This is a genomic window from Phenylobacterium sp., assembly GCF_041919955.1.
Taxonomy (GTDB): domain Bacteria; phylum Pseudomonadota; class Alphaproteobacteria; order Caulobacterales; family Caulobacteraceae; genus Phenylobacterium.
Map to the genome: position 1 here is coordinate 157,656 of NZ_JAYRSU010000002.1, position 13,596 is coordinate 171,251.

At 68.1% G+C, this 13,596-nt stretch carries 12 protein-coding genes; 8 read left to right on the plus strand and 4 right to left on the minus strand.

What is annotated here, in order from left to right; translation table 11 throughout:
* Positions 1-5 precede the first annotated feature (5 nt).
* The 3 genes from ACE3T2_RS02555 to ACE3T2_RS02565 form a co-directional block, all read right to left on the minus strand.
* Positions 6-494, minus strand: a complete 489-nt coding sequence (locus ACE3T2_RS02555; RefSeq protein ID WP_374654373.1) for a DUF6644 family protein — start codon at positions 492-494, stop codon at positions 6-8.
* A gap of 38 nt (positions 495-532) precedes the next feature.
* Positions 533-961 (minus strand): DUF6152 family protein, encoded by a 429-nt coding sequence (locus ACE3T2_RS02560; RefSeq protein WP_374654375.1) that lies wholly within the window; start codon positions 959-961, stop codon positions 533-535.
* Positions 962-1,207: 246 nt separating this feature from the next.
* Positions 1,208-2,239 carry a LysR substrate-binding domain-containing protein gene (locus tag ACE3T2_RS02565; protein ID WP_374654377.1) on the minus strand — a complete coding sequence of 344 codons (1,032 nt, stop codon included), beginning with the start codon at positions 2,237-2,239 and terminating at the stop codon, positions 1,208-1,210.
* 283 nt (positions 2,240-2,522) lie between these two features.
* Between ACE3T2_RS02565 and ACE3T2_RS02570 the strand changes: the two genes are divergently transcribed.
* The 3 genes from ACE3T2_RS02570 (at position 2,523) to ACE3T2_RS02580 (ending at position 7,057) form a co-directional block, all read left to right on the plus strand.
* The gene (locus ACE3T2_RS02570; protein ID WP_374654379.1) at positions 2,523-3,455 is read left to right on the plus strand and encodes a hypothetical protein; all 933 of its coding nucleotides are present in this window, start codon (positions 2,523-2,525) and stop codon (positions 3,453-3,455) included.
* 167 nt (positions 3,456-3,622) lie between these two features.
* Positions 3,623-6,187, plus strand: a complete 2,565-nt coding sequence (locus ACE3T2_RS02575) for a TonB-dependent receptor plug domain-containing protein (protein ID WP_374654381.1) — start codon at positions 3,623-3,625, stop codon at positions 6,185-6,187.
* 78 nt (positions 6,188-6,265) lie between these two features.
* Positions 6,266-7,057 carry a DUF1080 domain-containing protein gene (locus ACE3T2_RS02580; protein ID WP_374654383.1) on the plus strand — a complete coding sequence of 264 codons (792 nt, stop codon included), beginning with the start codon at positions 6,266-6,268 and terminating at the stop codon, positions 7,055-7,057.
* On the opposite strand, the gene ACE3T2_RS02585 is transcribed toward ACE3T2_RS02580, so the two are convergent.
* Positions 7,054-8,064: a LacI family DNA-binding transcriptional regulator gene (locus tag ACE3T2_RS02585; RefSeq protein ID WP_374654385.1), complete on the minus strand. Its 1,011-nt coding sequence runs from the start codon at positions 8,062-8,064 to the stop codon at positions 7,054-7,056. The genes ACE3T2_RS02580 and ACE3T2_RS02585 overlap by 4 nt on opposite strands.
* Positions 8,065-8,249: 185 nt before the next feature.
* On the opposite strand from ACE3T2_RS02585, the gene ACE3T2_RS02590 reads away from it, so the two are divergent.
* The 5 genes from ACE3T2_RS02590 (at position 8,250) to ACE3T2_RS02610 (ending at position 13,587) form a co-directional block, all read left to right on the plus strand.
* Complete coding sequence (locus ACE3T2_RS02590) at positions 8,250-9,515, plus strand: MFS transporter (protein WP_374654387.1); 1,266 nt, start codon at positions 8,250-8,252, stop codon at positions 9,513-9,515.
* 124 nt (positions 9,516-9,639) lie between these two features.
* Complete coding sequence (locus tag ACE3T2_RS02595; protein ID WP_374654389.1) at positions 9,640-10,539, plus strand: sugar phosphate isomerase/epimerase family protein; 900 nt, start codon at positions 9,640-9,642, stop codon at positions 10,537-10,539.
* Positions 10,539-11,678: a Gfo/Idh/MocA family protein gene (locus ACE3T2_RS02600; protein ID WP_374654391.1), complete on the plus strand. Its 1,140-nt coding sequence runs from the start codon at positions 10,539-10,541 to the stop codon at positions 11,676-11,678. The genes ACE3T2_RS02595 and ACE3T2_RS02600 overlap by 1 nt, the downstream gene beginning before the upstream one ends.
* The gene (locus ACE3T2_RS02605; RefSeq protein WP_374654393.1) at positions 11,675-12,730 is read left to right on the plus strand and encodes a sugar phosphate isomerase/epimerase family protein; all 1,056 of its coding nucleotides are present in this window, start codon (positions 11,675-11,677) and stop codon (positions 12,728-12,730) included. Before ACE3T2_RS02600 ends, ACE3T2_RS02605 begins: the two co-directional genes overlap by 4 nt.
* A 2-nt stretch (positions 12,731-12,732) precedes the next feature.
* Complete coding sequence (locus ACE3T2_RS02610; RefSeq protein WP_374654394.1) at positions 12,733-13,587, plus strand: GDSL-type esterase/lipase family protein; 855 nt, start codon at positions 12,733-12,735, stop codon at positions 13,585-13,587.
* Positions 13,588-13,596 lie beyond the last annotated feature (9 nt).

Below are 13,596 nucleotides of genomic sequence, written 5' to 3' on the forward strand. Positions count from 1 at the left end.
CGGCGTCAGTAGTAGGCGATGTAGCGGCCGGTCACGATGACGGCGGCCCAGAGCGCCAGGGAGGCGGCGGCCGAGGCCCGGGCGCGGGCCGGGGCAGGGGCCTCGCCCCAGCCGGCGATGCTGGCGCGCGTGGCCAGGTGGAACAGCACGACGTTCAGGCCGGCGATGACGAGCAGCGCCAGCTTCACCTGCAGGAAGATGTTGCCGTAGATCTTGGCCGATTGAGCGGCGAACAGGATCCCGCCGCTCAGCACCATGATTCCGAAGCCGATCCAGGTGATCGGCAACAGGCTGGAGGCGACGGCCGCGGCCGACTGGCGCTTCAGCGTCACGCCGAGAATCCGTAGATCGACCAGCGAGATCGTGCCGGCCATCAGTACGATGCCCAGCACGTGGAAGGTCTGGATGACGGGAAAGGCGTAGTCGGACTCGCGCACGGCCGTCGGCAGCGGGGAGTCGTAGAGCGCCTGGATCAGGGAAGAGAGCACGGCCATGTGGAAGTGCGCGCCAGCCGAGCCGGCGCGCCTGCCGATCAGTTGGCGCGCGCGGCGTTGGCCGGGTCGCCCGGACCGCCGTCGCCGGGCGTGCCGCCGTTGACCACGCGGCCATCTGGCAGGGTCACCCGGCGTGCATCGACGATCTTGGCGCCGCTCTTGGCAAGGTAGCCGTCGACCACCACCGTGTCGCCAATCTTGATGTCGCCCTTCTTGAAGCCGCGGCGCGACAGGGCGCCCGGGCCCGCGCCTTCGCAGGCCCAGGTCGAGACCTTGCCGCTGGGGCTGGTGACGTCGACGTAGAAGTAGGAGTGGGGATTGGTCCACTCGATCTTGCTGAGCTTGCCGACCAGGCGGACGGGCTTGGCTGCGTCGAACATCGCCGAGAACGAATGGTGCGCCTGGGCGGGCGCGGCCAATGCGAACGCGGCGACGCTGAGCAACCACAGACCATAACGAGATTTCATCGCCACTCCTCGGGGAACTGTAGGGCGACGGCAAGGCGCCGCCCGATGCATCTGCAATGGTTCTAGCGACGCTTGCGTGCGGCGATTAATGGCGGGTCGTTATATTCATATGAGGCGGCGTTCCTTGCGGTGAGGCCGGCGATTGTTCTGGCCGGCGCAGGATATCGAACTCCGCCGCGTTTCGGAGAAAATATCAGTTAAATCAGAAGATTATGATCTTCTCCTGATTTCGTCCGAAAGCTCGTCCTAGCAGCCGACCGCGAGGCGGCGCGGCTCCACGAACGCCTCGACGTCGGTGGCGGCGCGGGCCGCAGCGGCGCGGATCTTCGGCAGGTTGCGCCAGTGCGGGGCGAGGGTGGCGACCGAGCGGTCGCCCGGCTGGGCCAGCCGGTGCAGGTCGCGGGCGCGGATGTGCGGAGCGACGGCGACCACCAGCTCGGCGACATAGTCGCGCAAGACCCGGTCGCCGGGCAGGACCGCCCAGGTCGTGCTGGTCGGCAGCAGGCCGTCGATGTCGAGAATCGTCAGGTCCGCAGTCGGCCCGCCCGCCGCCATTTCGGGGATCACCCCGACGCCCAGACCGGAGCGGACATAGGTCTTGATGACCTCGGAGTCCTCGGCGACGTAGGCGAACTCGGCTGCATGTCCGGCCCGGGCGAACGCCCGTGACATCAGGGCTTCGGACGCCGGCGAGGTGTCGTAGCCGATCAGCGGATAGGCGGCGAGATCGGCGAGCGTGAGCGGGCGCCCCAGCATGGCCAGTGGATGGTCGGTCGGCGCCAGCGCCACCCGGTTCCAGCGGTAGAGCGGAACGGCGTTCCGGTCGGCCGGCGGCTCTCCACCGGTGCTGACGATGGCGAGGTCGTGATCCCCCGGCTCGCGGCCGCCCTCGGTGAAGGACAGCCGCACCCGCACGTCCGGAAAGCGTTCGCGCAGCTCGGTCAGGGCCGATGGCAGGACGAACTGGGCCTGGGTCTGGGACGTCAGGAGGCGCAGCTCTCCCCGCGCCTCCTGACGGTGGTTCGCGGCCAGGGCGCGGATGGCGCCGGCCTGGTCCAGGATGAGCCTGGCATGGTCGACGACTTCCACGCCTGCCGGGCTCAGCCTCTCGAGGCTCTTGCCCTTGCGCACGAAGATCTGGAAGCCGAGCTCCTCTTCGAGGAGCTTCAACTGCTTGGACAGCCCCGGCTGGGTCGCATGGACCCGGTCGGCGGCGAGGGTGATGTTCAGGCCTGAATCGATGATGGCGATGAGGTAGCGGAGCTGGGCCAAGGTCACGCCGCACCCCCCGCGATCAGGATCGTCCGTTGCATCTGTAGTCCCCCGAAGCGGTCCGTCCGTGTGGCCGCGAATTAATTCCTATCTATTGAGTGGGAATTTTAGCTCAAGTTAGATTTTCTCCGTGGAGCGATAGGCGGGGCGGTCTGGTCGCCGCATCACGCGGGCTCATATCCATATAACGACATGTCGTGAGACGGCCGGGCGACATGCCCGCATTGGTGGACCGCGACGCAAGGGCCCGGCCCGGCGCCGCGCCGCCCATCACCAGCCATCAAGAGTCATGACCCTTTCGTACGCTTCCGGCCGCCGCACTCTCATCGCCGCAGGCGCCGTCCTGGCGGTGCTCGCCTTGCAGGCACCCGCCTTCGCTCAAACGGCCCTGGCCCAGGCGCGTCAGCCAGCCCCACCGAGCAGCGACCTGACCGCCTCCAGCATCATCGGTCAGGAGCCGACCGGCCCTTCGAAGCCGACGCCGCGCGGGCTGGACGGCCACCCCGACCTCACCGGCTATTGGAAGCCGCTGCGCAACAAGGGCAAGCCGGGCGGGAACATCGGCAAGGACCAGCCGGGCTTCAAGCTGCCGTTCACGCCCGCGGGGGAGAAGGCGCTGCAGTACAACCTGACCCAGACGGTCGATCCGGAAGCGGTCTGCATCCTGGGCGGCATTCCGCGCCATAACGCCAGCGGCCTGCCGTTCGAGATCCTGCACACGCCCAAGCGGTTGGCGACGCTGTACGTCTACAACACCCATCGCTGGGTCTGGATCGACGGGCGCAAGCAGGACGAGGACCCCGAGCCGCGCTACTTCGGCAACGCCGTCGGCCATTGGGAGGGCGACACGCTGGTGATCGAGTCCGCTGGCTTCAAGGACAGCAAGGACGGCAAGCTCTGGATTGACGAGAACGCCAACCCCCAGAGCGAGAAGACCCGCGTGGTCGAGCGCTGGAGCCGGCCGGACTTCGACCACATCAGCCTGCACATGACCATCGACGATCCGGTCTACTACACCAAGCCCTTCACCTTCGAGCGGACCTGGGTGCACGGCAAGCCGGGCGAGGGGCTGACCGAGTACGCCTGCAACGAGAACAATATCGACGCTCATCACATCGGGCCGGGACCGGGGCCGATCGGTCCGGACGGTAATCGCGGCGCCGGCTATGACGGCAAACCCTTGCCAGACGTTCCGCCTCCGCCAGAGTTCTATGATAAATAGTCATATGTAATGATCGCCGCCTCGTAAGAGGCGGCGTTTTCATGTTCGGTCATGGTTGCATGGTTATAAGGTTATTCCGAAATAACATGGCTATCTCGGATTGATGATTCAGTCCGCGTGATTGATGTCTTCGTCATCGAGTTACACTCAAGGTGGCGGTTTCGCTCATGGCTTTCCAGTATCGTTTCCGGCGTCAGGCGCTTTCGGTCGCCAGCATCGCCGCGCTTCTTTCGGCGGCGCCTGTCGCCGCCCTTGCTGACGAGATCGGCGACGCCGCAGCGACGGAGGTCGACCAGATCGTCGTGACCGGGTCCCGCGTCGCCCGCACCGTCGAGAGCAGCCCCGCCCCGATCGACGTGCTGGGCGAGGTGGCGCTCGAGAAGACCAACAAGGGCAATCTGCTCGAGACGCTCAACACCCTGCTGCCGTCGTTCAACCTGCCGAACGTCGCCACCCCAAATGTCGGCAGCATGATCCGCGCGGGCCAGCTGCGCGGCCTCAATCCCAGCCACACCCTGGTGCTGGTCAACGGCAAGCGCCGGCACGGCACGGCTTTTCTGGGGGCGGGCGGCTTTGCAGCCTCGGCGCCGGCCGATCTCTCCCTGATCGCCAGCGGCTCCATCGAGCGGATCGAGGTGCTGCGCGACGGCGCGTCGGCGATCTACGGCTCGGACGCCATCGCCGGGGTGATCAACATCATCACCAATAAGGACGACCAGGGCGGCAGCGCCTCGGCGCGCGTCGGCCAGTTCTACGAGGGCGACGGCTTCACCCGGGTGTTCAAGGCCGACGCCGGCTTCAAGCTCGGCGACAAGGGCGGCTATCTCCACCTGGCCGGCCAGGTCGACGACCAGGAGATCGTGATCCGCAACAGCCCGATCCCGTCGAGCTTCCTGTTCTACTTCCCGCTGAACGCAGCGGGGAAGGAGATCCTGCCGGCCGGGGTGCTCTCGACCAATCCCAGCCTGCCGGCCGGGGCGACGCCGAACCCGAAGGAGGCGAGCCGCAACAACAACGCCTGGATCAACCAGGGCGCGGCGCCCTACCGGCTGGAGACGCTGTCCCTGGACGTCGGCCTGCCGCTGACCGACACGGTCGAGGCCTACGGTTTCGCCACCTACGCGCGGCGCGAATCCTCCGCGCCGCAGAACTTCCGCCATCCGAGCCGCGACGAGGTGGTGCGGGCGATCTTCCCGAACGGCTTCACCCCGGTCGAGGCGATCGAAGAGAAGGACTATGAGGTGACCGCCGGCCTGAAAGGCAAGGCGTTCGACTGGGACTGGGACCTGTCGACCAGCTACGGCAGGGACCAGGTGGACGTCCATGTCCACAACTCGCTGAACCCCACCTTCGGCCTGCAGAGCCAGACCGACTTCTATATCGGCCGTCATGAGTACTCGGCCTGGACGACCAATCTCGACTTCCGCCGCTCGGTGGAATGGGGCGTGCCGGTCGACCTGGCCTTCGGCCTCGAGCACCGGCGCGAGACCTACGCCCTCTCGAAGGGCGACTTCCAGTCCTACAGCTATGGCGGCGCGACGGTGCTGGACGGGCCGAACGCCGGCAAGGTGCTTGGCAAGTCGCTCGGGGGCTCGCAGGCCTTGCCGGGCTACCGGCCAGAGGACGAGACCGACGTCTCACGCGACAGCACCTCGGTCTATGTCGGCGCGGCGGTCAACCTGACGCCGGACTGGGTGATCGACGTCGCCGGCCGCTACGAGGACTATTCAGACTTCGGCGACACCAGCACCTGGCGGATCACCAGCCGCTACGATTTCGGCAAATGGCTGGCGGTGCGCGGCACGGTCAGCACCGGTTTCAACGCCCCTGCGCTCGCAGCCCAGGGCTACAAGAACACCGGCAACCAGAACACCTTCGTCAACCACGTGCTGCAGGTCGGCTCGCCCGAGGCCCGGGCGCTCGGCGCCCAGCCGCTCAAGCCCGAGACCTCGACCAGCTATAGCATCGGCGTGGTCTCCAGCCCGACGGCCTGGCTGAACCTGGCGCTCGACCTCTACCAGATCGACGTAGAGGATCGGATCGCCCAGTCGACCACCATCCGCCAGGACCTGTTCCCAGCCTCGGCCGCGGCGGTCAAGGCGCTGGTGGCGGCGGCCGGCTTCGATCCCAACGACGGCATCAGCTACTTCATCAACGCCGCCAACTCGCGGACCAAGGGCTTCGACCTGACCATTGATGCGACCACCGACACCGAGCGGTTCGGCCGCTTCCGCTGGTCGGCGGCAATCAACCGCAACGAGGCCCGGGTCACCAAAATCGCGCCGACCCCCGCCGTCCTGGCGGCCTTCAACGTCCCGGTCTTCAACGCTGCGGCCCAGACCAACATCCGCTACCAGGCCCCGCTGGGTAAGGAGATCCTGGGCGTCGTCTGGACCTACGGGCCGTGGACCGTGAACCTGCGTGAGACCCATTACGGCAAGATCAAGCGCAACGTGACGGTGACGACGCCGGTGACTACCGGCCCCTATGCCGGCGTGGTCGGCGAGATTCCTTACGATGTCGGCAAGCTGTGGGTCACCGACCTGGACGTGACCTTCGACGTCAACGAGCAGTTCAGTGTGGCGGTCAGCGCCAACAACCTGTTCGACAAGAAGCCGCCCCAGGTTCCGGCGCCGGCGCTGGCCGCGTATCAGGCCTATTCCTACACCAACAGCGGGCCGGTCGGGGTCGGCGGCGGCTTCTATTCGGCGACGCTGCGATACAAGTGGTGACGGGCGCGGCGCGCCGGGGGGCGGTGCCCAGCGCGCGTTCCTGGGCCTGAATGGCGCCGATCAATCAGGGAGCGGCGCATGGGTGCGGGAAGATTCGCCTTCGGCTGGGGCGCGATGGCCAGCCTCGCCCTGGTCGCGGGCTCCAGCGCCTGCGCGCAGTCCAAGCCCCAGGACACCGAGGCCTGGGAGCCGGTCCCGCCGGTGGTGACGCCGGCCGCGCAGGCGGGCGGGCCGCCATCCGACGCGGTCGTCCTGTTCGACGGGCGCGATCTCGACCAGTGGGTTTCGGTGCGCGACAAATCGCCGGCCGCCTGGAAGGTCGAGGGCGGGCTGCTGACCGTCGACAAGTCACGCGGCAACATCGAGACGCGGCGCAGCTTCGGCGACTACCAGCTCCATCTGGAATGGCGCATTCCCGAGGGGATCACCGGCTCAGGCCAGGGTAGGGGCAACAGCGGCGTCTTCCTTGCCTCGACCGGCGCGGGCGACCGCGGCTACGAGGTGCAGATCCTCGATTCCTTCGAGAACGAGACCTACGTCAACGGCCAGACCGGAGCGGTCTACAAGCAGCATCCGCCCCTCGCCAACGCGGCCCGCAAGCCGGGGGAATGGCAGACCTACGACATCGTCTGGCGCGCGCCGGTCTTCAAGACCGACGGGACGCTAGCCGAGCCCGCGCGCGTCAGCGTCGTCCACAACGGCGTGCTGGTGCAGGACGACGTGGCCCTGGCCGGCGAGACGGTGTTCATCGGCAAGCCCAGCTACAAGGCGCACGGCCGCTTGCCGATCAAACTGCAGGCGCACGGCGATCCCAGCGCACCGATCAGCTTCCGTAATATCTGGGTGCGTGAGCTGCCGCCCCGGCTCTAGATGGTCGGAGCAGGTCCGGTGCTGGCCCGCACCACCAGCTTGTGGGGCAGGGTGACGTGCTGCAGGCCGCCGGCGCGGCCGCTCAGGATGTCGAGCAGCAGGCGCACGACCTCGTGGCCGATCTTGTCCATCGGCTGGCTGACCGTGGTCAACTGCGGGTCGAGATACTGGGCGAAGCGGATGTCGTCGAAGCCGACCAGCGAGACATCCTGCGGGCAGGAGAGGCCGCGGCGGCGGATCGCCTCCAGCGCGCCCATCGCCATCTCGTCGCTGAAGCAGAAGATCGCCGTCGGCCGCTGGTCCTCGTCGAGCAGGGCCAGGGTCTCGCGCACGCCGGACTCGATCGAGAAGTCGCCCACGACCGTCTTCAGCCCCGCGTCCTGGCCGCGCGCGGCGGCGGCCGCGCGTACGCCGCGCAGGCGGTCGCTGCTGATCGGGCTGGCCAGCGGGCCGGTGATCACGCCGATGCGGTTGTGGCCAAGGCCGTAGAGCAACTCCATGACCTCGACCGCGGCCTGCTCGTTGTCGATGTGGGCGCTGGAAACGCCGAGATCGGGCCGGAACTCGCAGCCGTTGACGATGGGCGTGCGGGGGCCGAGGGTCTCGACCATGTCGGACAGGGCCCCCGGCAGGCGATGGCCGAGGAAGATCAGGCCGTCGGCCTCCTTGCGCCTCAGCATGGTGGCATACTGCTCTTCGCGCTCTTCCTCGTGGCGGGTGTCACCCAGCAGCACCGAATAGCCGGCCGCGTGGGCGGCTTCCTCGACCCCACGGATGACCTGCGAGAAGAACGGGTTGGAGATGTCGGGCACCGTCACCAGGATCTTCTCGGTGCGCAGGGTGCGCAGGCTCTTGGCGGCGAAATTCGGCTGGTAGCCGAGCTTGGCGACCGACTCCATGACCTTCTGGCGGGTCGGCTCCAGCACCAGCTCGGGCGCGCTGAACACCCGCGAAACCGTGGCCGTGGAAACCCCCGCGTCACGCGCGACATCTTGGATAGTAGGCATCGGCGCAGACCCTGGGGCCAAGCCGCCTTTAATTCAAGGCGAAGCTGGATGCGTTTCGCCCCCGACAATGCTGTTGCCGCCCGTTCTGGCGCCTGATATCCATGATTTCGATTACATCTAGGTGAGCGGCGGGGCCTTGTGCGCCCTAAACGCCGTCGCCCAGCCGCCTGGGGAGGGGCAGGAAGATGACGGCGAGCGTGCGGCTTTTCCTGATGATGGTGCTTCAGCTCGCCATCTGGGGCGCTTGGGCGCCCAAGCTATTCCCCTATATGGGCATGCTGGGCTTCGAGGCCTGGCAGCAGTCGCTGGTCGGCAGCTCCTGGGGCGTGGCCGCCTTGGTCGGGATCTTCTTTTCCAACCAGTTCGCCGACCGCAATTTCTCGGCCGAGCGGTTTCTGGCCGGCAGCTACCTGATCGGGGGCCTTGCGCTGGTCGGCGTGGCCTTCTCGACCAGCTTCTGGCCGTTCTTCGCCTGCTACCTGATCTACAGCCTGGTCTATGTCCCGACCCTGTCGGTCTCCAATTCCATCGCCTTCGCCAATCTGCGCGACCCGGCCGCCGACTTCGGCGCGGTCCGGATGGGCGGCACGGTCGGCTGGGTGCTGGTGAGCTGGCCGTTCGTGTTCCTGCTGGGCGCGCACGCCACGGCCGACCAGGTGCGCTGGATCTTCCTTGTCGCCGCCGCGGTCTCGTTCGCTGCGGCCGCCTACGCCCTGACGCTGCCGCACACCCCGCCGCGCAAGGACGCGCCGGGCATCGACAAGCTGGCCTGGCGCCGCGCGTTGAAACTGTTGGGCACGCCGTTCGTGCTGGTGCTGTTCGCCGTCACCTTCATCGATTCGGTGATCCACAACGGCTACTTCGTGGTCTCGGACGCCTTCCTGACCGACCGGGTCGGCATCGCCGGCAACCTCTCCATGGTGGTGCTGAGCCTGGGCCAGGTGGCCGAGATCGCCACCATGTTCGTGCTGGGCCGCGTGCTGGCCAAGCTCGGCTGGAAGATCACCATGATCGTGGGCATCCTCGGCCACGCGGCCCGGTTCGCGGTCTTCGCCTTCTTCGCCGACAGCATTCCGGTGATCGTCGCCGTCCAGCTGCTGCACGGCATCTGCTACGCCTTCTTCTTCGCCACCGTGTACATCTTCGTCGACGCGGTGTTCCCCAAGGACGTGCGCTCCAGCGCGCAGGGACTGTTCAACCTGCTGATCCTCGGGGTCGGCAACGTGGTGGCCAGCTTCGTCTTCCCGGCCCTGTCCAGCCGCCTGACCGATCCGGCGACCGGCGGGGTCGACTATCCCGCCCTGTTCATGGTCCCGACCGGCATGGCGCTGGCCGCAGTGCTGCTGCTGGCGCTGTTTTTCCGCCCCCCGACCCGCGGTCCCGTGGCCGTCGACCAGGCCGGCGAGGACCAAGCCCTGACCCGCGAACCCAGCGTGGCCGCGCCGCACTGACACGCGGGCCTCGACCAAGGAGACCAAGATGGATCTATCATCGCCTGCGGCGCCCGCCGCGACCGGACGTGTCGGTCTTCCGCGGCGCGGCGTTCTTGCGGGCCTGGCCGGGTTAGGAGCAGCCATGACGGGATATAGCGCGAACGCGGCGGGCAAGCCGTTCTTCCAGCAGCACGGCCTGCCGCTGGGCCTGCAGCTCTACACCCTGGGTCCGGACGCCCAGAAGGACCTCGACGGCACGCTCGCCGCCGTGGCCAAGATCGGCTACCGCAACATCGAGCTGGCGGGGCTCTACGGGCGCTCCGCCGCCGAGATGAAGGCCGCCCTCGACCGCGCGGGCCTCACCTGCACCAGCGCTCACATCCAGGGCCGGCCGATGGGCTCGCAGAGCTTCAGCGGCGACCTTTCAAAGCTGGCCGAGGACCTGAACGTCATCGGCGTGAAGTCGGCGGTGATGCCGCTGTTCTACATTCCCGACCGCTTCGAGCTGAAGCCGAATGCGGGCGAGGACGGCCCGGCCTTCCTCAGCCGCCTGGCCGGGGAAATGACCCTCGACGACTGGAAATGGAACGCCGACTTCCTGAACAAGAAGGGCGAGGCGCTGAAGTCCGCCGGGATCGCCGTCGGCTATCACAACCATAACAACGAGTTCGCCCCGGTCGGCGGCGCTACGCCGATGGAGGTCCTGCTGAAGGAGACCGACCCGGCGCTGGTGACCTTCGAGATGGACGCCGGCTGGGTCACGGCCGCTGGCCAGGACCCCTTCGCCCTGCTGAAGCAGCACAAGGGCCGCTTCACCCTGATGCACGTCAAGGACATTAAGGCGACCACCAAGGCGAACTTCGGCCTCAAGCAGGATCCGACCGAGGTCGGTTCGGGCATGATCGACTGGAAGAAGCTGCTGCCCGCCGCCTACGCCTCGGGCGTGCGCCACTTCTTCGTCGAGCAGGAGCCGCCGTTCCCCGGCGCGCGCATCGACTCGGTAAAGATCAGCCACGACTATCTGGCGAGCGTCACCGCCTGATGAGTGACGTTTCGCCCTTGCGGCTCGCCCTCGTCGGGGGCGGGCCGGGCTCCTTCATCGGTCCCGTCCACCGGATGGCCGCCGAGCTCGACAGCGCCATCCGCTTGACCGCCGGCGCCTTCAGCCGCGACCCGGCCAAGAACGCCCAGGCCGCGGCGGCCTGGGGCGTGGCGCCCGATCGCGCCTATGGCGACTACCGCACTATGATCGCCGCCGAGGCCGCCCGCGAGGATGGCGCCCGTCTGGTCGCGGTGGTGACCCCGAACCACCTGCACTTCGAGGTCTCCAAAGCGGCGCTCGAGGCCGGGCTGCACGTGATGAGCGACAAGCCCGCGACCCTGAACCTCGCCGAGGCTCTGGAGCTCGAGAAGATCGTCGTTGCGTCCGGCCGCCGGTACGGCCTGACCTACGTCTATACGGGCTATCCGATGGTCCGCGAGGCGCGCGAGATCGTCGCCCGCGGCGATTTGGGCGCGGTGCGCAAGGTCATCGTCGAGTACTCCCAAGGCTGGCTCTCCCGCCCGATCGAGCGCGAGGACAACAAGCAGGCCGGCTGGCGCGCCGACCCGGCCCAGTCGGGCGTGGGCGGTTGCATCGGCGATATCGGGGTGCACGCCTTCAACCTCGCCGAGTTCGTGGTCGGGGCTCCGGTGGAGCGGCTCTGCGCCGACGTCGCCGCGGTGGTGCCGGGCCGGACCCTGGACGACGACTGCAACATCCTGCTGCGGTTCGCGGGCGGCGCGCGCGGCGTGCTGATCGCCTCGCAGATTTCGGCCGGGGCCCGGAACGGTCTGACCATCAAGGTCTATGGCGAGAAGGGTGGTCTTATCTGGTCGCACGAGCGGCACACCGAACTGACCCTCGATTGGCTGGACGGGCCGAGCCAGGTGCTGCATGCCGGCTCACCCTATCTGAGCGCAGCGGCGCAAGCGGCCTCGCGTATCCCCACCGGTCATCCGGAAGGCTTCATCGAGGCCTTCGCCAACATCTATCGCGACTTCGCCGCGGCGATCGCCGGCAGCGGAGACGGCGGGCTCGTGCCCGGCATCGCCCATGGCGCGCGCGGCATGGCCTTCGTCGAAACGGCTGTGGCCGCCAGCGGGGCCGGCTGGGTGGCGCTTCAGGGAGACGGACGATGAAGACCCTCAAGGGACCGGGAATCTTCCTGGCCCAGTTCATCGGCGCCGAGCCGCCGTTCGACCGGCTGGAGACCATGGCGCAGTGGGTGGCCGGCCTCGGCTATGTCGGGGTGCAGATGCCCACCGGCGGCGCGGACTCGTTCTTCAACCTCGAACTGGCGGCCGAGAGCCAGACCTATTGCGACGAGATCGCCGGGGTGCTGGCCGAGCACGGCCTGCAGATCACCGAGCTCTCGACCCATCTTCAGGGTCAGTTGGTCGCCGTCCATCCGGCCTATGACGAGCTGTTCGACGCCTTCGCCCCGGCCGTCCTTCGCGGCAAGCCGGCCGAGCGCCAGGCCTGGGCGGTAGAGCAGGTGAAGGCCGGCGCCATCGCCAGCCGCCGGCTGGGGCTCTCGGCCCACGCCACCTTCTCGGGCGCGCTCGCCTGGCCTTATCTCTATCCGTGGCCGCAGCGCCCGGCGGGCCTGGTCGAGGAAGCCTTCGCCGAGCTGGGCCGCCGCTGGCGCCCGATCCTCGATGTGTTCGAAGATCAGGGCGTCGACGTCTGCTACGAGATCCATCCGGGCGAGGACCTGCACGACGGCGCCAGCTTCGAGCGGTTCCTGGATGAGGTGGGCGGCCATGCCCGCGCCAACATCCTCTATGACCCCAGCCACCTGCTGCTGCAGCAGCTCGACTATCTCGGCTACATCGACCGCTATCACGAGCGCATCCGCGCCTTCCACGTGAAGGACGCCGAGTTCCGGCCGAACGCCGCCAGCGGCGTTTACGGCGGCTACCAGGGCTGGGTCGAGCGGCCGGGCCGCTTCCGCTCGCTCGGCGACGGTCAGGTCGACTTCAAGGCGATCTTCTCCAAGCTGGCCCAGTACGACTATCCGGGCTGGGCGGTGCTGGAGTGGGAGTGTGCGCTGAAACATCCCGAGCAGGGAGCGGCCGAAGGCGCGCCCTTCATCCGCGACCACATCATCCGCGTCACCGACCGGGCGTTCGACGACTTCGCCGGCGTCGAGACCGATGCAGCCCGCAATCGCCGCCTGCTGGGGCTCTGAGGATGAGCACGCGCCTGCTGCTGGCCGCCTGGCTGCTGGCCGCGGGCGCAGCCCACGCCGCCGAGCCGGTCGGTATGGTCGCTGATCCCTGCGCGCCGCGCGCACCCGATCCGCTGGGCGCCGAGATCTCGCGCGCCATGGTCGCCGACGAGCCGTTCCCGCCGGCTCTGCTGGCCAAGGTGATGGACCCGGCCAGGGGCGCGGCCGCTGAGAAGGTCAAGGCCGAGCAGGCCGCCCGCGACTGGGCCGACCTCTGCCGCTACCGCGCCGACAATCTGGCGGCCGGGCCGGTCGACGTGGTGTTCATGGGCGACTCGATCACCGAGCTCTGGCAGGTCGCTGATCTGGGCTTCTTCGGTCCGAAGGCGCTCGACCGCGGCATCAGCGGCCAGACCAGCGCCCAGATGCTGCTGCGCTTCCCGGCCGACGTCCTGGCCCTGCGGCCCAAGGTGGTCCACATCCTGGCCGGCACCAACGATGTGGCCGGCAACACCGGCCCCAGCCGTCCCGAGGACTTAAAGAACAACATCCGCGCCATGGCCGACCTCGCGGACGTGGCGGGCATCGCCGTTGTAATCGGGGCGATCCCGCCGGCCGACCTCTTCCTGTGGCGCGCCGGCCTGCGTCCCGCCGGTCAGATCGTCGAGTTGAACGCCTGGCTCAAGGATTTCGCGCGCCAGCGCGGCTACGTCTTCGCTGACTATCACGCCGCCATGGCCCGCACGGACGGCGCCATGCTACCGGAGCTCAGCAAGGACCACGTCCATCCCAATCGCAAGGGCTACGCCCTGATGCGTCCTATCGCCGAGCGGGCGGTGGTCCAGGCCGCCAAGCGCGGCGCGCAACGCCGCCGCTGACCGACATCT

Coding starts and splice junctions, on each gene's coding strand:
- ACE3T2_RS02600 (WP_374654391.1), top strand. CDS start 10,539: ATGAGTGACGTTTCGCCCTTGCGGCTCGCCCTCGTCGGGGGCGGGCCG.
- ACE3T2_RS02570 (WP_374654379.1), top strand. CDS start 2,523: ATGACCCTTTCGTACGCTTCCGGCCGCCGCACTCTCATCGCCGCAGGC.
- ACE3T2_RS02605 (WP_374654393.1), top strand. CDS start 11,675: ATGAAGACCCTCAAGGGACCGGGAATCTTCCTGGCCCAGTTCATCGGC.
- ACE3T2_RS02610 (WP_374654394.1), top strand. CDS start 12,733: ATGAGCACGCGCCTGCTGCTGGCCGCCTGGCTGCTGGCCGCGGGCGCA.
- ACE3T2_RS02585 (WP_374654385.1), bottom strand. CDS start 8,064: ATGCCTACTATCCAAGATGTCGCGCGTGACGCGGGGGTTTCCACGGCC.
- ACE3T2_RS02575 (WP_374654381.1), top strand. CDS start 3,623: ATGGCTTTCCAGTATCGTTTCCGGCGTCAGGCGCTTTCGGTCGCCAGC.
- ACE3T2_RS02560 (WP_374654375.1), bottom strand. CDS start 961: ATGAAATCTCGTTATGGTCTGTGGTTGCTCAGCGTCGCCGCGTTCGCA.
- ACE3T2_RS02590 (WP_374654387.1), top strand. CDS start 8,250: ATGACGGCGAGCGTGCGGCTTTTCCTGATGATGGTGCTTCAGCTCGCC.
- ACE3T2_RS02580 (WP_374654383.1), top strand. CDS start 6,266: ATGGGTGCGGGAAGATTCGCCTTCGGCTGGGGCGCGATGGCCAGCCTC.
- ACE3T2_RS02595 (WP_374654389.1), top strand. CDS start 9,640: ATGACGGGATATAGCGCGAACGCGGCGGGCAAGCCGTTCTTCCAGCAG.
- ACE3T2_RS02555 (WP_374654373.1), bottom strand. CDS start 494: ATGGCCGTGCTCTCTTCCCTGATCCAGGCGCTCTACGACTCCCCGCTG.